At 67.6% G+C, this 20,413-nt stretch carries 15 protein-coding genes and 1 tRNA gene; 5 read left to right on the top strand and 11 right to left on the bottom strand.

The genetic code is table 11. From position 1 onward, the window contains the following. Window positions 1–14 precede the first annotated feature (14 nt). From gltB to ACNFJ7_RS14135, 5 genes are all read right to left on the bottom strand, one after another. Window positions 15–4,535 carry a glutamate synthase large subunit gene (gltB, locus tag ACNFJ7_RS14155; protein WP_019369703.1) on the bottom strand — a complete coding sequence of 1,507 codons (4,521 nt, stop codon included), beginning with the start codon at window positions 4,533–4,535 and terminating at the stop codon, window positions 15–17. A 46-nt stretch (window positions 4,536–4,581) separates the two neighbouring features. Continuing rightward, window positions 4,582–5,304: a DUF2059 domain-containing protein gene (locus tag ACNFJ7_RS14150; protein WP_019369702.1), complete on the bottom strand. Its 723-nt coding sequence runs from the start codon at window positions 5,302–5,304 to the stop codon at window positions 4,582–4,584. Continuing rightward, entirely contained in the window at window positions 5,301–6,767 is a 1,467-nt protein-coding gene (locus tag ACNFJ7_RS14145) for an NAD(P)-dependent oxidoreductase (protein WP_019369701.1), read from the bottom strand. The genes ACNFJ7_RS14150 and ACNFJ7_RS14145 overlap by 4 nt, the downstream gene beginning before the upstream one ends. Window positions 6,768–6,889: 122 nt before the next feature. Then, window positions 6,890–7,696, bottom strand: coding sequence for an undecaprenyl-diphosphate phosphatase (locus ACNFJ7_RS14140; protein WP_019369700.1), 807 nt, complete (start codon window positions 7,694–7,696; stop codon window positions 6,890–6,892). Window positions 7,697–7,766: 70 nt separating this feature from the next. Beyond that, a complete protein-coding gene (locus ACNFJ7_RS14135; protein ID WP_019369699.1) occupies window positions 7,767–8,702 on the bottom strand; it encodes a complex I NDUFA9 subunit family protein in 936 nt (311 codons plus the stop codon). Window positions 8,703–8,847: 145 nt separating this feature from the next. Between ACNFJ7_RS14135 and ACNFJ7_RS14130 the strand changes: the two genes are divergently transcribed. Next, a tRNA-Leu gene (locus ACNFJ7_RS14130) sits at window positions 8,848–8,934 on the top strand. Between the two features lie 90 nt (window positions 8,935–9,024). Here the strand turns inward: ACNFJ7_RS14130 and ACNFJ7_RS14125 are convergent. From ACNFJ7_RS14125 to ACNFJ7_RS14115, 3 genes are read right to left on the bottom strand one after another with little or no spacing between them, the layout of a single operon-like run. Continuing rightward, window positions 9,025–10,953 carry an acetyl-CoA carboxylase biotin carboxylase subunit gene (locus ACNFJ7_RS14125; RefSeq protein WP_019369698.1) on the bottom strand — a complete coding sequence of 643 codons (1,929 nt, stop codon included), beginning with the start codon at window positions 10,951–10,953 and terminating at the stop codon, window positions 9,025–9,027. Continuing rightward, window positions 10,950–11,261 carry a DUF3088 family protein gene (locus tag ACNFJ7_RS14120; RefSeq protein WP_026009167.1) on the bottom strand — a complete coding sequence of 104 codons (312 nt, stop codon included), beginning with the start codon at window positions 11,259–11,261 and terminating at the stop codon, window positions 10,950–10,952. Before ACNFJ7_RS14120 ends, ACNFJ7_RS14125 begins: the two co-directional genes overlap by 4 nt. Continuing rightward, complete coding sequence (locus tag ACNFJ7_RS14115) at window positions 11,258–11,785, bottom strand: nuclear transport factor 2 family protein (protein ID WP_019369696.1); 528 nt, start codon at window positions 11,783–11,785, stop codon at window positions 11,258–11,260. Before ACNFJ7_RS14115 ends, ACNFJ7_RS14120 begins: the two co-directional genes overlap by 4 nt. A 154-nt stretch (window positions 11,786–11,939) precedes the next feature. On the opposite strand from ACNFJ7_RS14115, the gene ACNFJ7_RS14110 reads away from it, so the two are divergent. After that, entirely contained in the window at window positions 11,940–12,257 is a 318-nt protein-coding gene (locus ACNFJ7_RS14110) for an endonuclease domain-containing protein (RefSeq protein ID WP_019369695.1), read from the top strand. A gap of 224 nt (window positions 12,258–12,481) precedes the next feature. Here ACNFJ7_RS14110 and ACNFJ7_RS14105 read toward each other — a convergent pair whose 3' ends face one another. Continuing rightward, window positions 12,482–14,083 (bottom strand): carboxyl transferase domain-containing protein, encoded by a 1,602-nt coding sequence (locus ACNFJ7_RS14105; RefSeq protein ID WP_019369694.1) that lies wholly within the window; start codon window positions 14,081–14,083, stop codon window positions 12,482–12,484. 196 nt (window positions 14,084–14,279) lie between these two features. Next, on the bottom strand, window positions 14,280–15,434 hold the full coding sequence (locus ACNFJ7_RS14100) for an isovaleryl-CoA dehydrogenase (RefSeq protein WP_019367565.1): 1,155 nt from the start codon (window positions 15,432–15,434) through the stop codon (window positions 14,280–14,282). A 90-nt stretch (window positions 15,435–15,524) separates the two neighbouring features. Here ACNFJ7_RS14100 and ACNFJ7_RS14095 point away from each other — a divergent pair, with 90 nt between their 5' ends. The 3 genes from ACNFJ7_RS14095 (at window position 15,525) to ACNFJ7_RS14085 (ending at window position 19,375) form a co-directional block, all read left to right on the top strand. Further along, complete coding sequence (locus ACNFJ7_RS14095; protein ID WP_019367566.1) at window positions 15,525–16,397, top strand: LysR family transcriptional regulator; 873 nt, start codon at window positions 15,525–15,527, stop codon at window positions 16,395–16,397. A 144-nt stretch (window positions 16,398–16,541) separates the two neighbouring features. Continuing rightward, window positions 16,542–17,753, top strand: coding sequence for an MFS transporter (locus tag ACNFJ7_RS14090; RefSeq protein WP_037512611.1), 1,212 nt, complete (start codon window positions 16,542–16,544; stop codon window positions 17,751–17,753). Next, window positions 17,750–19,375: a glycoside hydrolase family 43 protein gene (locus ACNFJ7_RS14085; protein WP_019367568.1), complete on the top strand. Its 1,626-nt coding sequence runs from the start codon at window positions 17,750–17,752 to the stop codon at window positions 19,373–19,375. The genes ACNFJ7_RS14090 and ACNFJ7_RS14085 overlap by 4 nt, the downstream gene beginning before the upstream one ends. On the opposite strand, the gene ACNFJ7_RS14080 is transcribed toward ACNFJ7_RS14085, so the two are convergent. Further along, complete coding sequence (locus tag ACNFJ7_RS14080) at window positions 19,345–20,409, bottom strand: LacI family DNA-binding transcriptional regulator (RefSeq protein WP_019367569.1); 1,065 nt, start codon at window positions 20,407–20,409, stop codon at window positions 19,345–19,347. The two genes, ACNFJ7_RS14085 and ACNFJ7_RS14080, sit on opposite strands and share 31 nt — an antisense overlap. Between the last annotated feature and the right edge of the window lie 4 nt (window positions 20,410–20,413).

Genomic DNA, 20,413 nt, shown 5'->3' with positions numbered 1-20,413 from the left:
CCACCTCCATCCCATCACTCTGCCGCCACCGCCTCGACGGTATCGTTGAGCGGATGCGGCAGCCGGGTCAGCATTTCCTTCGGCACCACCTGCCAGAACTTGCCGACTTCGCGGTCCCAGTCCTCCAGCAGGCCCTTCGACCATTTGCTGTCGGTCTCCTCGGCATGCGCCTCGACCAGCGCCCGGAGCTTGGTTTCCCAATGGCTGGAGGCCAGCCGGTTCCAGGTGATGTTCTCCGGATTGGCGTGGCGCTCGAAACTGCCGTCGACATCATAGACGAACGCCATGCCGCCGGTCATGCCCGCGCCGAAGTTCATGCCGACGCGGCCCAGCACCACGGCGGTGCCGCCGGTCATGTATTCGCACCCGTTCGCGCCGCAGCCCTCGACCACCACGTCAGCGCCCGAGTTGCGCACCGCAAAGCGCTCGCCCGCCTGGCCGGCCGCGAACAGTCGGCCCGAGGTCGCGCCGTAGAGCACGGTGTTGCCGATAATCGTGTTGTTCCACGATTCGATCGGCGAGCTGACCATCGGTCGCACCACGATCACGCCGCCCGAGAGGCCCTTGCCCACATAGTCGTTGGCGTCGCCGAAAACTTCGAGCGTGATGCCCTTGCACAGGAATGCCCCGAGCGACTGGCCAGCCGAGCCGCGCAGCCGGACATGGACGTGCCCATCCTGCAGCGTCGACATGCCGAACTTGTTGGTCACCTCGGACGAGAGCCGCGTGCCCACCGCGCGGTGCGTATTACGCACCGAATAGGTGAGCTGCATCTTCTCGCCGCGTGCGAACACGGGTGCGGCATCCTTGATCATCTGTGCGTCGAGGCTGTCCGGCACGGCGTTGCGGAAGGTGCTGAGGCTGAAGCGCCGCTCGGCATCGTCCGCATCCACCTTGGCGAGGATCGGGTTGAGGTCGAGATCGTCGAGATGCTCGGCGCCGCGGCTGACTTGGCGGAGCAACTCGGTACGCCCGATCACTTCGTCCAGGCTCTTGAAGCCGAGCTTGGCGAGGATCTCGCGCACTTCCTCGGCGATGAAGGTCATCAGGTTGATGACCTTTTCCGGCGTGCCGACGAACTTGGCGCGCAGCTTCTCGTCCTGGGTGCAGACGCCCACCGGGCAGGTGTTCGAATGGCACTGGCGCACCATGATGCAGCCCATCGCGACCAGGCTCAGCGTGCCGATGCCGAATTCCTCAGCGCCGAGGATCGCGGCGATGACGATGTCCCGCCCGGTCTTGAGCCCGCCATCGGTGCGCAGCTTGATGCGACCGCGCAGACCATTGAGCGTCAGCGTCTGGTTCACTTCCGACAGGCCCATCTCCCAAGGGGTGCCGGCATATTTGATCGAAGTGAACGGCGACGCGCCAGTACCCCCGGTGTGACCAGCGACGAGGATCACGTCTGCATGCGCCTTCGCGACGCCAGCCGCGACCGTGCCGATGCCGGCGGAACTCACCAGCTTCACGCACACCCGCGCGCGCGGATTGATCTGCTTGAGATCGTAGATCAGCTGCGCCAGATCCTCGATCGAATAGATGTCGTGGTGCGGCGGCGGCGAGATCAGCGTCACGCCCGGCGTTGCATGGCGCAGCTTGGCGATGAACTCGGTGACCTTGAAGCCGGGCAGCTGCCCGCCCTCGCCGGGCTTCGCCCCCTGGGCGACCTTGATCTCAATCTCGTCGCAGGCGTTGAGATATTCCGCCGTCACGCCGAACCGACCCGAGGCGACCTGCTTGATCGAGGAGTTGGCGTTGTCGCCATTCTCATAGGGCGTGTAGCGCGCCGAATCCTCGCCGCCCTCGCCCGAGACGGCGCGGGCGCCGATCCGGTTCATCGCGATGGCGAGCGTCTCGTGCGCCTCGGGGCTGAGCGCGCCGAGTGACATGCCGGGCGTGACGAAGCGCTTGCGGATCTCGGTGATCGCCTCGACTTGGTCGATCGGCACGCCCGTTTCGGGGAAGTTGAACTCGAGCAGATCGCGTAGATAGACCGGCGGCAGATCGCGCACCCCGCGCGAGAAGGCGAGGTAGCTCGAATAGCTGTCGTTCGACACCGCGGTCTGCAGCTGGTGCATCAGCTGCGCCGAATAGGCATGCGCCTCGCCGCCCGCGCGCTGGCGGTAGAAGCCGCCGACCGGCAGCGTCGCGACGCCCGCATCATAGGCCGCCTCGTGGCGCATCATCGCCGAGAGGTGGAGCGAGGCATAGCCTTCGCCCGAGATCTTGGCGGGCATACCGGGGAACAGATCGTTCACCAGCGCGCGGCTGAGGCCCACGGCTTCGAAATTGTAGCCGCCGCGATAGGAACTGATCACCGCGATGCCCATCTTCGACAGAATCTTGAGCAGCCCCTCGTCGATCGCCTTGCGGTGGCGCTTCAGGCAGTCGGACAGGCTGAGGTCGCCGAACAGGCCGCGCGCATGGCGATCTGCAATCGCAGCTTCGGCAAGATAGGCGTTTACCGTGGTCGCGCCGACGCCGATCAGCACCGCATAATAATGCGTGTCGAGGCACTCCGCCGTGCGAACGTTGACGCTCGCATAGGAGCGCAGGCCGCGCCGGACGAGGTGCGTGTGCACAGCCGCCGCGGCCAGGACGCCGGCAATCGCGACCTTGTCGGGCCCGCTATGCTCGTCGGTGAGGAACAATTCGGTGCAGCCGGCGCGGACCGCCTGCTCGGCCTCGTGGCGGATACGCTTGATCGCTGCCTTGAGCGATTCCGGATCGCCGTCCGCCGCGAAGGTGCAGTCGATCTCCGCCGCGTTCGCCCCGAAATGCGCGCGCAAGCGGTGCCAATCGGCATTGGTGAGCACCGGGCTCTCCAGCACCAGTACGGGACTGCCCGCGCCCTCGGTATCAAGGATGTTGGCGAGGTTGCCGAACCGCGTCTTGAGCGACATCACGTAGCGCTCGCGCAACGGGTCGATCGGTGGGTTGGTCACCTGACTGAAATTCTGCCGGAAGAACTGGCTGATCAGCCGCGACTTGAACGAGATCACCGCCAGCGGCGTGTCATCGCCCATCGAGCCGATCGCTTCCTTGGAGCTTTCGACCATCGGCGCCAGGATCAGTTCCATGTCCTCCAGCGTCTGCCCGGCGGCGACCTGACGACGCGACAGCTCGGCGCGCTCATAATAGGCCTCGGCAGGCGCGGCCGGCAGATCGTCGACCGACAGGAACCCCTTCACCATCGAGGCATAGTCTGCCTCGCCGGCGATCTGATCCTTGATCGCACGGTCGTGGAGCAGCTTGCCCTCGTCCAGGTCTACCGCGATCATCTCGCCCGGCCCCAGCCGGCCCTTGGCGACGACGTTCGCCTCCGGCACCGGCACCATGCCGGTTTCGGAGCCGACGATCAGCAGCCCGTCCGAGGTCTGGGTATAGCGCAGCGGACGCAGCGCATTGCGGTCCATGCCCGCCACCGCCCATCGGCCATCGGTCATCGCCAACGCGGCGGGGCCGTCCCACGGCTCCATCACCGAGGCGAGATACTGGTACATCGCGGCGTGCGCCGGCGGCGTATCCTCGTCCTGCTGCCAGGCCTCCGGCACCAGCATCAGCTTGGCGGTAGGCGCGTCGCGGCCCGAGCGGCAGATCGCCTCGAACACGGCGTCGAGCGCGGCGGTGTCCGACGCGCCGGCCGGGATCACCGGCTTGATGTCCTCGCTCTGCTCGCCGAACGCGATGCTCGCCATCTTGATCTCGTGGCTGCGCATCCAGTTCTGGTTGCCGCGGATCGTGTTGATCTCGCCGTTATGCGCCAGGCAGCGGAACGGCTGCGCCAGCCACCATTGCGGAAAAGTGTTGGTGGAATAGCGCTGGTGGAAGATCGCGACGCGGCTCTCGAAGCGCGTATCCTTGAGGTCCGGATAGAAATCGGACAGCGACTCCGCGAGGAACAGCCCCTTGTAGATGATCGAGCGGCACGACAGCGAGCAGATGTAGAAGCCGCCGACCTGCGCCGCGATCACCCGCTTTTCGATACGGCGGCGGATCAGATAGAGCTGACGCTCGAACTCGGCCGCGTCCATCGCGTCGGGCTGCGGCCCGGCGATCATGATCTGCTCGATCTCGGGGCGCGTCGCCTGCGCCTTCATGCCGATGACCGAGACGTCGACCGGCACCTGGCGCCAGCCATAGATGGTGTAGCCCGCCTCGATGATCTCGCTCTCGACGATGGTGCGGCAGGTCTCCTGCGCGCCCAAGTCGGTGCGCGGCAGGAAGATCATGCCGACGGCGAGTCGGTTCGGCAGCACGCGGTGGCCGCTGCCGACGATCTGCTCGTCGAAAAAGCGTAAGGGGAGATCGACATGGATGCCGGCGCCGTCGCCGGTCTTGCCGTCCGCATCCACGGCGCCGCGGTGCCACACCGCCTTCAGCGCATCGATCGCCGACTGGACAACGCGGCGCGACGACTGGCCGTCGGTCGCCGCGACCATGCCCACGCCACAGGCATCGCCTTCATATTCGGGGCGGTACATGCCCTCGCGGGCGAGGCGCTCGCGCTCGGCAGCCAGCTTGATGTCGTCCATGGTCTTCCTCGATCTTCGTGCGCGCGGCCCTAACGGGCGGCGATGCTTACTTCTTGGCGGGCTGGCCGGACTTGGCGCCCAGCAGCTTCACAATCTTCTCACGTTCGTCCGGAGTCAGGTCGGCCGGTTTACGCGGCGGCGGCAGATCCTTGGTGCTGGTCTGCGCCGTCTGGATAAGCGCCGGCATCTGCTTCATGATCTCCGGCATTGCTTCACCCATCGTCTGCGCCATGTCCGGCCCCATCATCAGTTCCATCGAACTGCGCGCATAATGGCTGCCGGCCGGCGTGGCGAAGAAGCGCTGCAGATCCTGCAGCTCGGGCAGGCTATATTCGCGCGCATAGGCACGCGCGAGCGCCACGCGTACCTTCGGCTCCAGCGTGGACATTAACTTGCCCATCTCGCCCATCATGGCCCGCATCATCCGCTGCTGGCGCTCCTGCCAATGCGGATCGTAAATCGCCATCACTTCGCCCAGCGTCGTCTTGCCAAGCCGCGACACATCCTGCTCGGAAAGGCCGCCGATCTGCGCGAAGTCGCGAACGGGGATGTCGCCGGCTGAACCGACCATCGATTCCATCATCCGGCTGAAATTTTCGCCCATCATCCGCTGGTACATGCCCTGCGGCACCAGCTTGTCGGCAAGTTCCCGCGCGACAGCGAGGCGGGCAGGATCTGGCGCGGCGGCGGGTGCCGGCGGCGCAGACTGGGTCTGCGCCAGTGCGGGGCTGGCGACGGCGAGCAGCAGTGCGTTGACGAGGATCTTCATGCCAGGCTCTCCTCGCGAATGGCTGCCTTGGCGGCAGGGGCCATGGCGCGTGCCTTCATCCACGCGTGCATATGCGCCGCCACGTCGCGGCCGTCACGGATCGCCCAGACGACGAGGCTCGCGCCGCGGACGATGTCGCCGGCGGCGAACACGCCATCCATGCTGGTCATCATCGTCTTGCCGTCGGTGCGCAGCGTGCCCCAGCGGGTGACGCCCAGTTCCTCGGCGCCGAACAGCTTGGGCAGGTCCTCGGGCTCGAAACCCAGCGCCTTGATGACGAGATCGGCCGGCATCTGCAGCGCCCCGCCCGGATCGACTTCCGGCGCGCGGCGGCCGGATGCATCCGGCGCGCCGAGGCGCATCTTGGAGGCGCGGACGCCGGTCACCTGCTCGGTGCCTTCGAACGCTTCCGGCGCGGAGAGCCAGACGAACTCGACGCCTTCTTCCTCGGCATTGGCTACTTCGCGCTGCGAACCCGGCATGTTCGCCCGGTCGCGGCGATAAAGGCACTTCACCGAGGCCGCACCCTGGCGGATCGCGGTGCGGACGCAGTCCATCGCGGTGTCGCCACCACCGACGACCACGACATGCTTGCCGAGCGCGTTGAGGCTGCCATCGTCATAGGCCTGCACGGCGTCGCCGAAATTCTTGCGGTTGGACGCGGTCAGATAGTCGAGCGCGTCGACCACGCCCTTGGCGCCGACGCCCGGCGCCTTGATCGCACGCGCCTTGTACACGCCGGTGGCGACCAGGATCGAATCGTGGCGCTGGCGGAGCTCGCCGAGACTCGCGTCGCGGCCGACTTCGAAATTGCGGTGGAAGACAATGCCGCCTTCCTCCAGCCGCGCGACGCGGCGCATCACCACGTCCTTCTCCAGCTTGAAGCCGGGAATGCCATAGGTGAGCAGCCCGCCCGAGCGATCGTAGCGATCGTAGACATGGACCTCATAGCCATAGCCACGCAGATACTCGGCGGCAGCAAGACCCGCGGGCCCCGCACCGATGATGCCGACCGACTGGCCGCGATCACGCCCGACCTGCACCGGTTCCACCCAGCCTTCGGCCCAAGCGGTGTCGGTGATGAACTTCTCGACCGAGCCGATCGTCACCGAGCCGTGGCCGGAGAATTCGATCACGCAATTGCCTTCGCACAGCCGATCCTGCGGGCAGATGCGACCGCAAATCTCCGGCATGGTCGAGGTGCTGTTGGAAAGCTGATAGGCCTCGCGCAACCGCCCCTCTGCAGTCAGGCGCAGCCAATCCGGGATATGATTGTGCAGCGGGCAGTGCACCGAACAATAGGGCACGCCGCACTGACTGCAGCGGCCGGCCTGCGCCTCCGCATCCGGCACCGCATAGCGCTCCGCGATCTCGCGAAAGTCTTCCGCACGCAGCTGGGCGGGGCGCTTGGCCGGATACGCCTGGGGGCGTCCGACGAATTTGAGCATGGGATCGTCAGCCATGCCGCCCCCGTACAGGAGAGCGGCGCAACGATAAAGACAGCAGTGCTGACCTATATGACGTTAGAACATCAAAAAGGCTCAATCAGGCTAAAGATTTTCAGCCAAATAGGCCCGGAACGGTCCTATCGAACGGAAAGCCAAATCAGCGCGGTCGCGCCAGCAACAATCCTATACCACGCGAACGGCGTGAAGCCATGTTTGCTTACGATGCCAACGAACCACTTGATCACGGCAAGCGCGACGACGAACGAAACCACGAAGCCGATTCCGATCTCTCCCCAACCTACGCCGCTCGTCACCAGCATCTCATGATTCTTCAGCAGCTCAAGCGCAGTAGCGCCCAGCATCGTCGGGATGGCCAGGAAGAAGCTGAACTCGGCTGCGGTGCGCCGCTCGACGCCCAGCGACAGCGCACCCATGATCGTGGCACCCGAGCGGCTGACGCCCGGTACCATGGCCAGGCACTGGACAAAGCCGATCCCGATCACCCGCAGCAGCGGGATCTCTGCAATGCCGTGGATCGTGGCGGACTTGACGAGCCGCTCGATGATGAGGATCGCCACGCCGCCGACGATCAGCGCCCAGGCCACCACCTTGGGCGCACCCAGCAGCGCCTCGATATGCCGGTGCAGCACCAGTCCGATCACCGCCGCGGGAATGAACGCGATCAGCAGATTGCGCACGAACCGGATCGACACCGGATTGAGCTTCAGAAGACCCTCCATCACCGCCCAGAAGGTGCGCCAGTAGAGCACCACCACCGCCAGGATCGCGCCGAGCTGGATGACGACGTTGAACATCGCCCACCGTGCCGAATCATAGCCCATCAGTTCGCTGGCGAGGATCAGATGCCCGGTGGAGGAGACGGGCAGGAATTCGGTGACGCCTTCGACGATGCCGAGCAGGATCGCCACCAGCAGCGTGGTCATGGGGAGGCTCCTTCGGGGGTTTCGCGCCACGCGGCCCCCGGGAAGGGCGCCGCCCGGCCGGAGTGCGGGGTCAGGCGGCGGTGCGGAAGCGGCTGAAGCGACCCGCCTGGCGGAAACGCACCAGCCAGGTGGGCGCCACCGTCGCCATCGGCGTGGGCGTGATGCCCAGCGCCGCAAGGCCCTCGGCGCCCGCCGGCACAACATTATCCGCCTGCAGCATCGCGAACTGATCGCGCGTGATCGGGGTGCCGGGCAGCGACGCGATCAGCCCGGAGAGCGAATCCGGCAGTTCGATGAAGTGCGGCTTGCGCCCGATCGCACCAGCGATCCAGCGCATCAGCGCGGTCATGCTTAGCACATCGGGGCCGCCCAGCGCATAGGTCTTGCCGCCGTGCGCGGCCGGATCCGCCAGGGCGGCGGCAACGGCCTGTGCGACATCGGCTACGAAGACCGGCTGGAACCGCGTCTCACCCCGCACCACGGGCACCACGCCCAGCGGCGCACCCGCGATCATGCCGGCAAAGCGGTTCACGAACGCGTCCTCGCGGCCGAACACAATCGAGGGACGCAGGATGGTAGCACCCGGGAAGGCGGCGAGCACGGACTGCTCGCCGGCGGCCTTGCTGCGCCCGTAAGCGGAAGGCGAACCGGTATCGGCACCGAGCGCCGAGATGTGGACCAGCGCGCTGGCCCCTGCTGCCTTTGCGGCTTCGGCCACGTTGCGCGCGCCCTGGACGTGGACCTTGTCGAAATCGCCCGACAGAATGCCGACGAAGTTCACCACCGCATCGCTACCCTGCAGCGCACGGGCGAGCGTTTCGGGCTTGGTGACGTCACCCACGACGAACTGGGTCTGGCCGAGCCCGCCCTGCGTCCTGAGGAACCACGCGTCGCGTGGCTTGCGCTCGACCAGACGGACGCGCGCGCCGGCGCTCAGCAGCTCCTGCGCCACGTAGCGGCCCAGAAAGCCCCCACCGCCGATCAGGGTTACCAGCCTGTCCTTCATCTATCGCCTCACTGCATGCGCGAACCTGCGGCCCCAATGCCGTGTGAAGGGCTAAACGGCAAGCGCCGCACGAAGTCCAACATTTTTCACAAAAGGTCGTTGACAGCCCCTGCAAACCTCCCCTAGAGGCGCCGGCCTACCCCGTGCCCAGATGGCGGAATTGGTAGACGCACCAGCTTCAGGTGCTGGCGATCGCAAGGTCGTGGAGGTTCGAGTCCTCTTCTGGGCACCACTTCCCCCCTAGGGGGGTAAAATCCTGCATCATAAGCCCGCATGGCGGCACACCCAAACGGTGACGGCCTTGATCATACGGCGATCCGGCTTATTCGCGTGGCTCGATCCGCACCACAAGCGCATCCACCTGCACCTGCGCACCGACTTCGACCGGAAGCTCGGCAACGGTGCCGTCGAAGGGCGCGGTGAGCGCATGTTCCATCTTCATCGCCTCCAGCGTGACCAGCCGCTGACCCTTGGTGACCTGTGCGCCGGGAGCGACATCCACTGCCGTGATACGGCCCGGCATGGGGGCGAGCAGGGCGCCGTCGGCGGGGGCGGTTCCGCTCGTCGGACCGACGCGTGCCAGCGATGCGAGGAACGATAGGCCGTCATCGTTCACCGCGATCCCGTCGGTCACCGGCTCGGCGATGACCGTGGCCGTCCGCCAGTTGGCCGGCAGTTCGGTAATATGGACCTTTCCGTCGACAGCCACCGCGACACGGCGGTTCGGTGCGGCATTCAAGCGGAATCCCAGGGCACCGCGCCACGGATTCGGCTGCGGCGCTTCCAGCAGATCGTCGTCCCAGCCGTGCAGCATGGTGGGTTCGCCCCGATATTCCTGGACGACCAGCGCGGCGGCAGCCTGCGTGATCATGTCGTCGGTCGGCTCGGCCGGGGGCAGCAGGACGTCGCCTTTCTCGGCGATGAAGCCGGTGTTGATGCGCGCTGCTCGGAAATCCGCGTCATCCAGCGCCCGCCAAAGGAACGGCGCGTTGGTCTTGACGGGGAAGATGTCGGTCGCGGCGCAGGCTTGGGCGAGCGCCTCGCAGGCTTCGACGCGGCTGTCGGCATGCACCACGATCTTGGCGATCATCGGATCGTAAAAACCGGTGATCTCGGCACCTTCGTGCACGCCCGTTTCATAGCGGACGTCCGACGACGGGCGGAAAATCTCCAGCCGCCCCACGCTCGGCAGGAACCCCTTGGCCGGATCCTCCGCATAGAGCCGTGCTTCCATCGCCCAGCCGTTGATCGCCAACTCGTCCTGCCGCTTGGGCAGGGGCTCGCCGCTCGCCACCCGCAGCTGCCATTCGACCAGATCCTGCCCGGTGATTTCCTCGGTCACCGGATGCTCCACCTGGAGCCTGGTGTTCATTTCCATGAACCAGATCCGGTCTGCGCGCAGACCTTCGCTCGCATCGGCGATGAACTCGATGGTGCCTGCGCCGACATAGTCGACCGCCCTAGCCGCGCGTACGGCCGCTGCGCAGATCGCTTCGCGGGTCTCAGCGTCCATGCCGGGGGCCGGGGCTTCCTCGATCACCTTCTGGTGGCGCCGCTGGAGCGAGCAGTCGCGCTCGAACAGGTGGACGACATTGCCATGCGTGTCGCCGAACACCTGCACTTCGATGTGGCGGGGCGAGAGGATGTACTTCTCCAGCAGCACGCGGTCGTCGCCGAACGAGGAGGCGGCCTCGCGCTTGCAGCTGGCGAGCGCATCGGCGAACTGGGCGGCGCTTTCCACCCGCCGCATGCCCTTGCCGCCGCCGCCCGCCACCGCCTTGATCAGCACCGGATAGCCGATCGCATCGGCCTCGGCCTGGAGCCGCTCGGGACTCTGGTCCTCGCCGAGATAGCCGGGGGTGACCGGCACGCCCGCCGCGATCATCCGCGCCTTCGCGGCGTCCTTGAGGCCCATCGCGCGGATGCTGTCCGGCTTCGGCCCGACCCAGACCAGCCCGGCGGCGAGCACCGCCTCGGCGAACTCGGCATTCTCGGAGAGGAAGCCATAGCCGGGGTGGATCGCCTCGGCGCCGGTTGCCTTGGCCGCGGCGATGATCTTCTCAGCCACCAGATAGCTTTCGCGCGCAGGGGAGGGGCCGATATGCACGGCCTCATCGGCCTGGCGGACGTGCAGCGCGTTCGAGTCGGCGTCCGAATAGACCGCGATCGTGCGCAAACCCATCGCGCGGGCGGTGCGGATGATGCGGCAGGCGATTTCGCCGCGATTGGCGATGAGCAGGGACTGGATCACGGGTGGCGCTCCGGAAAGCCGTGGCGGGTGTGGAGCGCGGCGAGCACGCCCTCAATGTCGTTGGCGAAGCCGCCCTCGGCAAAGGCGAGCGCGGGGAGGTTCTGGTTGTCCGCGCCGAGCCGCGCCACCACCGCCGCGCGCGGGCGGGGCCAGGCGACGCGGACGACCTCGATGTTCGCGGCGCGCTCGGGGAAGGCGGCGAGCAGCCCCTCCACCGTGATGCAGTCCTTGCAGTAGAAGCGGCGCGCGCCGCCATAGGCCGGGTCGGCCCAGTCGGTGTCGAGGACGAACAGCGTGTCGCGGTTCATGCCGGGCACCCCGTGGTGCGCGAGGTCCAGGCTAGGCTGGCGATCTTCCAGGCGCCGTTCTCGCGCACCAGGCTGAAGTGATCGGTGCCGCAGTGATGCACCTTGCCGTTCAGCCGGAACACATAGGGCGCCCAGACCATCGCGAGATCGCCGTCGATCTCGACCGCGGGACCGGAGATGCGCTCGTCGAACGTCTCGGGGCCGGGCTGGAAGCGGGCGAGCAGCTCGGCGTTCGTCAGCGTGCGGACGGTGCTGGGTCCACCGACGGCTTCGGTGACGATCGTTGCACTTGCGCTCGGGTGGAGGACGGCGCCGATCGCCGCGGCGTCGCGCGTGTTGATCCCGCCCAGCAGCCTGTCGACCGTCGCGAGCACGGCGCGCTCGTCGCTGCCGTCGGGCGGAGCGAGCGGGTTGGCGGGCGGCAGCTTGGTCGGAGAGGGCGTGCTGTGCGTGGGGTTGGCGGCAGGCGGCGGCAGGCCGGCGGTCTGCGGGGTCAGGGTGAGGGCGAGGAGGGTGAGGAGCATGATTCAGCCTTCAGCGATAAGATCCTCCCCCAGCTTGCTGGGGGAGGGGGACCATGCGTAGCATGGTGGAGGGGCGCGCGAAGCGCGAACGGGGACAGCGATGCTCAAGGGCAACGGCAGATCGTATCGTCGAGCGAGGCGCCTGCGGCGGGAAATGTCGTTGCCCGAGGTGCTGCTTTGGCAGCAACTGCGCGGTCAGGCCTGCGAGCGGTGGCGCAAGCAGCATCCTGCCGGGCCGTACGTGCTCGACTTCTACTGCGATGCGGCACGGCTGTGTGTCGAAGTCGATGGCGAAATGCATGCGCGTGGCAATGCGCCCGTAGCGGATGCGCGACGGGATGCTTGGCTCTTGGCGCAGGGCGTGGTGACGCTGCGCGTGCCCGCAGCAGAGGTGTTGAACAACCTTGAGGGTGTTCTGGTCGGTATCGGCGAAGCCGTGGCCGAGCGGCGCAGGAAGATAAACGGCGCGTAGGGCGGGCGGAGCGCTTTCCGTCGCCTGCGGCGCCGGCCCCGCCACCACCGGCCTGCGGCCGGCGGTCCCCCTCCCCCAGCAGGGCTGGGGGAGGATCTCGGTGAAGTGCATTCCTCCCCCAGCTTGCTGGGGGAGGGGGACCATGCGCAGCATGGTGGAGGGGCGCGCGAAGCGCGAACGCCGGGCGCGAGGCACCAGTGCAACGAAGGGAAGCGAACCTTCGCTCACATCCGGAACACGCCGAACTGCGGCCGCTCAGGGATCGGCGCGTTGAGCGTTGCCGCCAGCGCCAGGCCGAGCACGTCGCGGGTCTGCGCCGGATCGATGATGCCGTCGTCCCACAGCCGCGCGGTGGCGTGCCAGGGATTGCCCTCATCCTCGTATTTCTGGCGGATCGGCGCCTTGAACGCCTCGGCTTCCTCCGGGGACCAGCTCGCGGCATCGCGGTGGACCGTCGCCAGCACGCTCGCCGCCTGCTCGCCGCCCATCACGCTGATCCGGCTGTTCGGCCAGCTGAACAGGAAGCGCGGCGAATAGGCGCGGCCGCACATGCCGTAATTGCCCGCGCCGAAGCTGCCGCCGATCAGGATGGTGAGCTTCGGCACGCTTGCCGTCGCCACCGCCGTCACCAGCTTGGCGCCGTGCTTCGCGATGCCCTCCGCCTCGTACTTGCCGCCGACCATGAAGCCGGAGATGTTCTGGAGGAAGAGCAGGGGAATGCGGCGCTGGCAGGCGAGTTCGATGAAATGCGCGCCCTTCTGCGCGCTCTCCGAGAACAGCACGCCGTTATTGGCGAGGATCGCCACCGGCATGCCCCAGATATGGGCAAAGCCGCACACCAGCGAGCTGCCGTACAGCGCCTTGAATTCGTGGAATTCCGAGCCGTCGACCAGCCGGGCGATGACCTCGTGCACATCGTACGGTGCGCGGACGTCGGCGGGGAGGATGCCGTACAGCTCCTCGGCCGCATATTTCGGCGGGCGCGGATCCTTGAGCGCGACATCGGGAATGCGGTCGGCGGGGAGGTGGCTGACGATGTCGCGGACGATGGTCAGCGCATGCTCGTCATTCTCGGCCAGGTGATCGACCACGCCCGAGCGGCGGGCATGGAGGTCGCCGCCGCCCAGATCCTCGGCGCTGATTTCCTCGCCGGTCGCCGCCTTCACCAGCGGCGGGCCGGCGAGGAAGATCGTGCCCTGGTTGCGGACGATCACGCTCTCGTCGGACATGGCGGGCACGTACGCGCCGCCCGCGGTGCAACTGCCCATCACGCAGGCGATCTGCGGGATGCCCTGCGCGGACATGTTGGCCTGGTTGAAGAAGATGCGGCCGAAATGGTCCTTGTCGGGGAACACCTCGGCCTGGTGCGGCAGGTTGGCGCCGCCGCTGTCGACCAGATAGATGCAGGGCAGGCGGTTGGCCTCGGCGATCTCCTGCGCGCGGAGATGCTTCTTCACCGTCATCGGATAATAGGTGCCGCCCTTAACGGTGGCGTCGTTGCAGACGATCATGACCATGCGGCCGGAGACGCGGCCGATGCCGGCGATCACCCCCGCGCCGGGGACTTCGCCGTCATAGAGGTCGCAGGCCGCGAGCTGGCCGATCTCGAGGAAGGGGCTGCCCGGATCGAGCAGCCGTTCCACGCGCTCGCGCGGGAGCAGCTTGCCGCGCGCGACATGCTTGGCGCGGGCGGACTCGCTGCCGCCGAGCGCGGCAAGCGCCACGTCGGCGCGGAGCTTCTCGGCCAGCGCGCGGTGGTGCGCGGCCTGGGCGCGGAATTGGTCGCTGTCGGGGTTGACGGCGGTGGGGAGGATGGGGGCGGTCATACTGCTACCTTCATTCCTCCCCGGTACGGGGAGGGGGACCATGTGCGCAGCACATGGTGGAGGGGCCGCCGCGGCACGCGGCGGGATCCTGCCCTTCGAACGAGTTCCGCGCCTCGCGGCGCGGCCCCTCCACCACGCGCCTGCGGCGCGCGGTCCCCCTCCCCGAGCTTCGCCCGGGGAGGAATTTGGGTCCGGCTCACGCCGCAGCCCCCAGCAATTCGCGGCCGATCAGCATGCGGCGGATCTCGTTGGTCCCCGCGCCGATGTCGAGCAGCTTGGCGTCGCGGAGGAAGCGTTCGACCGGCCAGTCCTTGGTATAGCCGGCGCCGCCCAGCGCCTGCACCGCCTCGCCCGCCACGCGGAAGGCGTTCTCGCTGGCGAGCAGGATCGCGCCGGCCGCGTCGAAGCGGGTCGTCTTGCCCGCATCGCAGCTGCGCGCCACGGCATAGACATAGGCCCGGGCGGAATTGAGCGCGACATACATGTCGGCGATCTTGGCCTGCATCAGCTGGAAGCTGCCGATCGCCTGGCCGAACTGCTTGCGTTCGCGCAGATAGGGCAGGACCACGTCGAGGCATGCCTGCATGATGCCGAGCTGGATGCCGGCGAGCACGGTCCGCTCATAGTCGAGCCCGCTCATCAGCACCGCGACGCCGCCATTGAGCGGGCCCATCACGTTCGCCTCGGGCACTTCGCAGTCGGTGAACACCAGTTCGGAGGTGGGTGAGCCGCGCATGCCCATCTTGTCGATCTTCTGGCCGATCGCGAAGCCGGGCATGTCCTTCTCGATCAGGAAGGTCGTGATGCCGCGCGAGCCTTCGCCGGTCTTGGCATAGACCACCAGCGTGTCGGCGTATGCCGCGTTGGTGATCCAGAACTTGGTGCCGTTGAGCACATAGCCGCCTTGCACCTTCTCCGCCTTGAGCTTCATCGAGACGACGTCCGATCCGGCGCCCGCCTCGGACATGGCGAGGCTGCCGACATGCTCGCCCGAGACCAGCTTGGGGAGATACTTGGCCTTCTGCTCCGCATTGCCCCAGCGGGCGATCTGGTTGACGCAGAGGTTCGAGTGCGCGCCGTAGCTGAGGCCGATCGAGGCCGAGGCGCGGGCGACTTCCTCGCAGGCGATGACATGTTCGAGATAGCCGAGGCCGAGGCCGCCATCGGCTTCGGGGACGGTGATGCCGTGCAGGCCGAGTTCGCCCATCGCCGCCCAGAGTTCGTCGCGCGGGAACCAGTCTTCCGCATCGATGCGCGCAGCGAGCGGGGCGATGCGGTCGCGCGCGAACCGCGCCGTCGTCTCGCGGATCATGTCGGCGGACTCACCGAGCGCGAAATCGAAATCGGGCATGCTGCACCTCTCCTATTTTGCCGCCCTTGTAACGCTCCCGGGCACGAAAAGAAAATTGAAGCTTCTGGTATCCGTGCATAGACAGCTTCTATGATCGACCGGTATTTGATCCGCTATTTCCTTGCCGTGATCGATCAGGGCAGCTTCTCGCGTGCGGCGCAGCAATGCAACGTCTCGCAACCGACGCTTTCGATCGGCATCGCCAAGCTGGAGACGCTGCTCGACCAGAAGCTGTTCGATCGCAGCAATCGCCGCGTCGCGCTGACCGAGGCGGGCAGCCGGTTTGCCGATCATGCCCGTCGGATCGAGGCGGAGTTCTTGGCGGCCGAGCGCCTCTCCCCCGCTGCCGCGCCTGGAATACCAATACGGCTGGGGGTGCTGGCGAGCATCGCGGTGCCGATACTGCAGGCTGGGTTGGCGGCGATCGCCGGCGAAACCGCGCTGGAGATGACGGAAGGTCGCGGGCGCGAACTGGACGCACTGCTAGATCGCGGGCGGCTGGATGCGATCCTGACGGCTACGCCGCGCAGCGGTCTGCCGACGCGCAATATTCTGCGCGAAGGCTATGCTATGGCCCTGCCCCTCGGGCACCCTCACGCGGGACGAGGCGCGGTCGCCGCCGAGGCACTGGCGGGCGAAACGATGCTGGTGCGGCGACACTGCGAGGCGCTGCCTCAAATCAGCCGCTTCTTCACCAGCCGCGGCGTGCGCCCGGTGATGGCGGCGCGGACGCTGAGCGACGCCCATGCCCTCGCTTATGTCGAGGCGGGGCTAGGCATCACCATGGTGCCGGAGAGCTTTGCGCGCCCCGGCTTGGTGCTGGTGCGGATCACCGGTTTCGACCTGCAGCGCACGATCGCAGTGCAGGCGCGCGCGCAGGACGCATGGCGGATAGAACCCGGCGGCGCGCTCGATCGCTTTGCCGCGGCATGCTTGGTGCAGGCGGGAGGCGCCAGCGGCTGACGGCCCGGCCGATCGGCGCGGGGCAGGATCTTAATGGTCGTATGCCGTTGCGTTTGGCGGCGCTTCTGCCTAGCGTCTGGCCAATTGTTCACGTTAACGGAGCGCACCTTGCGCCGGACCTTCCTTCCGCATCTGCGCTGGACGATGATTGCGCTGTTCGTCGGTGCAATGGTCCTGAACTATCTGGCCCGATCGGTGCTGGGCGTCGCGGCACCGTTGATCCTCGCGGAGCAGGCGATCAGCAACCAGCAATATGGCTGGATCACCGGAGCATTCCAAATCGGCGTGATGTTCCAGCCGCTGGCAGGCTATCTGCTCGACGGCGTCGGACTTCGGCTGGGCTTCGCGCTGTGCGTCGCCCTGTGGTCACTGCTCACCATGGCCCATGGATTCGCCACCGGCTGGATCAGCTTCGCGGCGCTGCGTGGCCTGCTTGGCCTGGCAGAGGGATCGGCGCAGCCGGCGGGGCAGAAGCTGGTGGCGGAATGGTTTCCGGCGCGCGAGCGCGGTGTTGCCGGCGGCATCTACAATATCGGGGCGTCGTTCGGCGCCATCCTGGCGCCGCCGCTCGTCGCCTGGGCGGTAATGACGCAGAGCTGGCGGCTCGCCTTTTTCGCCGCCGGCGCAATGGGGCTGGCGTGGTCCGCGCTGTGGCTGGTCTGGTACCGCGGACCGGCAAGCCATCCGCGGCTGGGCGAGGCGGAACGCCGGCTGATCGACGAAGGGCAGGAAGCGCGCCTTTCCGCCAGCGGCACCCGTGCCTCGATCCCCGCGCTGCTCCGCCGCCGCGACCTTTGGGGCATCGCCCTGCCCCGGCTGCTCGCCGATCCGGTATGGGGGATGCTGTCCTTCTGGATGCCGCTGTACCTGGCGCGCGTCCGCGGCTTCGATCTCGGCCAGATCGCGCTGTTCGCCTGGCTGCCCTTCCTCGCCGCCGATCTCGGCTGCCTCTTCGGCCCCGCCGTGGCGGCATTTCTGCAGCGACGCGGCATCGCACTGATCGATGCCCGGCGTTGGGCATTCACGCTGGGCGCGGTGATGATGACGGGCATGGCGTTCGTCGGCATGGTCGACAGCCCTTATGCCGCGATCGCGCTGCTCTGCCTCGGCGGCTTCGCGCATCAGACGCTGTCGGTGACCGTCATCACCATGGCCTCCGACCTATTCCGCCGCAACGAAGTGGCGACCGCCGCGGGGCTGGCCGGCCTGGCCGGCAATCTGGGCGTGCTGGTCTTCTCGCTCGCGCTGGGCGGGTTGGTCGACCAGGTCGGCTACGGCCCCTTCTTTCTCCTGCTCGGCGTGCTCGATCTGCTCGGCGCCGCGCTTCTCTGGACTCTGGTACGCAAGCCCGCATGACGCACTTCCGCAATCCGATTCTTACCGGTTTCAACCCCGATCCATCGATCCTGCGCGTCGGGGAGGATTTCTACCTCGCGACCTCGACCTTCGAATGGTTCCCCGGGGTGCAGATCCACCACAGCCGCGATCTGGTGCACTGGCGGCTGGTCGGCCGGCCGCTGTCGCGCGCCACGCAGCTCGACATGCGCGGCGATCCCGATTCCTGCGGCGTCTGGGCGCCGGACCTGAGCCATGCGGACGGGCGCTTCTGGCTCGCCTATACCGATGTGAAGCGCTACGGCCAGACGACCGTGAGCGGCGCCGACGGCGCATCGCTGCGCGACTTCCACAATTACGTCGTGGTGGCGGATGCGATCGACGGACCGTGGTCGAATCCGGTGCGCGTCAACAGCAGCGGCTTCGATCCTGCGATCTTCCACGATGATGACGGCCGCAGCTGGTTTCTCAACATGCTGTGGGATCACCGGCCCGGCTGCACCCGCTTCGCCGGCATCGTCGCGCAGGAACTGGACCGCACCACACTGCAGCTCGTGGGCGAGCGGCGACGGATCTTCGCCGGCACCGAACGCGGCTTCACCGAAGGACCGCACCTCTACAAGCGCGACGGCTGGTACCATCTGCTGGTGGCCGAGGGCGGCACCGGCTGGGACCATGCGGTTGTGATGGCGCGCTCCCGGTCTCTGTTCGGGCCCTATACAGTGCACCCGGACGGCGCGGTGGTGAGTGCGAATGGCCGGCAGGAAGGCGCGATAACCCGCGCCGGGCATGGCGACCTCGTCGAGCTCGCCGACGGCACGCCGTGGCTCGCCTATCTGTGCGGGCGGCCGCTGCCCGGCATGGCGCGCTGCGTGCTGGGCCGCGAAACCGCGATCCAGCCGATGCGCTGGGACGCGGAGGGCTGGCTGCGCACGCTGGACGGATCGGGCGCGCCCGACCCCGCCCCGCCGCTGCCGCCGCTGCCGCCCAGCCCCTGGCCGAGCGTGGCCGACGAGGGGCGGTTCGACGGCCCCGATCTGCCGATGGCATTCCAGTGGCTGCGCACGCCCGAGCCCGATCGGCTGTTCAGCCTGTCCGCGCGACCCGGCTGGCTACGGCTGTTCGGACGCGAGACGATCGGCAGCCATTTCGAGCAGGCGCTCGTTGCGCGCCGCCAGACCGCCTTTAGCTTTACCGCGACGACGCGCCTCGACTTCGCCCCGGCGCATTTCCAGCAGGCGGCGGGGCTCACCTGCTATTACAACAGCACCAAGTTCCATTATCTGCACGTCACCACCGACGATGCCGGCCAGCGCGTGCTGGCGCTGCTATCCGCCGACCCCGAAACCGGGTGCAGCGGCGAGGTGGTGGCGAACGGCCTGCCAAACGGGCCGATCGAGCTGCGCGTCGCGGTGGACCATGCGGCGCTGCGCTTCGCATGGCGCGGCGCTGGAGAAGAACATTGGCACGCGGTGGGCGGCACACTCGACGCCAGCATCCTTTCCGACGAAGTGACCGTGCCCGGCCTGCCGAACTTCACCGGCACCTTCGTCGGCATGGCGTGCCAGGACCTGTCCGGCGCCGGCGGTCATGCCGATTTCGCTTGGTTCAGCTATGTCGAGGAGCCTGCCGCGGAGGGCTGATCGCTGGGCGGCACACCGGTGGAGTCGCGCTGAACGACACTATAATCTAGGATTCGATCGCGGCGGGGGCGCGCCTTGCCGCCGGCCGCGCGGGCCTCGCTCGCCACCAGCGCCAGCGCTTCGGCGGCAAGCCGGCGCACGGGCTGGTGCACGGTGGTGAGAGGCGGCCACAGGGTGACGGCGGCGGTGGTATCGTCGAACCCGACGACGGTGAGCTGACGCGGCACGTCCAGCTGGCGGCGATGCGCGACGGAGACGATGGCGGCGGCCATATCGTCGTTGCTGGCAAAGATCGCCGTCGGCGGCATGGACGCGTCGAGCAGCTGCTCGCCCGCGGCCAAGCCGGAGGCATAGCTGAAATCGCCCTGCGCCACCTGCACCTCCACGCCGGCGGTTTCCTGCACGGCCTCGCGGAAACCGGCCAGCCGCTCCGCGCTAGCCGCCTGATCGGGATTGCCCAGCACGAAGCCGAGCCGGCGATGGCCGAGGTCGAGCAGATGCCGAGTCATCTCATAGGCGGCACGGCGGTCGTCGATCCGCACGCAGGCAGCCCCGCGGACGCGATAGGCGCCGATTGCCGCCATCGGCACGCCGGCGCGGAGCAGTGCCTGCACCACCGCAGGCGATTCCCCCAGCGGCGGGGCGAGGATGATGCCGGAGAGGCCGGTGCTGGCGAACTTCGCCAGTTCCGCCGGCGCTGGCGGGCGCCCGCCTTCGCCCTTCAACAGCACCAGCCGTGCCCCCCGGATCGATGCTTCCTCGAACACGCCGGTCAGGAACTCGCTCATGAACGCCGCGCTGGGATTGGAATAGACCACGCCGATGCGCAGTTCGGCGGAGGTGACCAGGCTGCGCGCCGCGACATTGGGCACATAGGCCAGATCGGCAACGGCCTTTTCCACCGCCGCGCGGGTTTCCGCACTCACGCCGCTACGGCCGTTGATGACACGCGACACCGTCATCGCCGAAACGCCCGCGCGCGCCGCCACATCGATGATCGTGGCACTTTGCGCCGGCTTCCCCGCCCTTGCCACTATG

This window comes from Sphingomonas sp. HT-1, from assembly GCF_048568905.1.
Taxonomy (GTDB): Bacteria; Pseudomonadota; Alphaproteobacteria; order Sphingomonadales; family Sphingomonadaceae; genus Sphingomonas.
The sequence above is the reverse complement of the archived record's forward strand: the minus strand, read 5'-3'. Positions and strand labels throughout refer to the sequence as shown.

What these genes read in the sequence shown, in the direction of transcription:
- ACNFJ7_RS14105 (WP_019369694.1), bottom strand. Translation starts at nt 14,083, where the DNA reads ATGACCGCCCCCATCCTCCCCACCGCCGTCAACCCCGACAGCGACCAA.
- ACNFJ7_RS14095 (WP_019367566.1), top strand. Translation starts at nt 15,525, where the DNA reads ATGATCGACCGGTATTTGATCCGCTATTTCCTTGCCGTGATCGATCAG.
- ACNFJ7_RS14110 (WP_019369695.1), top strand. Translation starts at nt 11,940, where the DNA reads ATGTCGTTGCCCGAGGTGCTGCTTTGGCAGCAACTGCGCGGTCAGGCC.
- ACNFJ7_RS14135 (WP_019369699.1), bottom strand. Translation starts at nt 8,702, where the DNA reads ATGAAGGACAGGCTGGTAACCCTGATCGGCGGTGGGGGCTTTCTGGGC.
- ACNFJ7_RS14115 (WP_019369696.1), bottom strand. Translation starts at nt 11,785, where the DNA reads ATGCTCCTCACCCTCCTCGCCCTCACCCTGACCCCGCAGACCGCCGGC.
- ACNFJ7_RS14120 (WP_026009167.1), bottom strand. Translation starts at nt 11,261, where the DNA reads ATGAACCGCGACACGCTGTTCGTCCTCGACACCGACTGGGCCGACCCG.
- ACNFJ7_RS14140 (WP_019369700.1), bottom strand. Translation starts at nt 7,696, where the DNA reads ATGACCACGCTGCTGGTGGCGATCCTGCTCGGCATCGTCGAAGGCGTC.
- ACNFJ7_RS14100 (WP_019367565.1), bottom strand. Translation starts at nt 15,434, where the DNA reads ATGCCCGATTTCGATTTCGCGCTCGGTGAGTCCGCCGACATGATCCGC.
- ACNFJ7_RS14085 (WP_019367568.1), top strand. Translation starts at nt 17,750, where the DNA reads ATGACGCACTTCCGCAATCCGATTCTTACCGGTTTCAACCCCGATCCA.
- gltB (WP_019369703.1), bottom strand. Translation starts at nt 4,535, where the DNA reads ATGGACGACATCAAGCTGGCTGCCGAGCGCGAGCGCCTCGCCCGCGAG.
- ACNFJ7_RS14090 (WP_037512611.1), top strand. Translation starts at nt 16,542, where the DNA reads ATGATTGCGCTGTTCGTCGGTGCAATGGTCCTGAACTATCTGGCCCGA.
- ACNFJ7_RS14150 (WP_019369702.1), bottom strand. Translation starts at nt 5,304, where the DNA reads ATGAAGATCCTCGTCAACGCACTGCTGCTCGCCGTCGCCAGCCCCGCA.
- ACNFJ7_RS14145 (WP_019369701.1), bottom strand. Translation starts at nt 6,767, where the DNA reads ATGGCTGACGATCCCATGCTCAAATTCGTCGGACGCCCCCAGGCGTAT.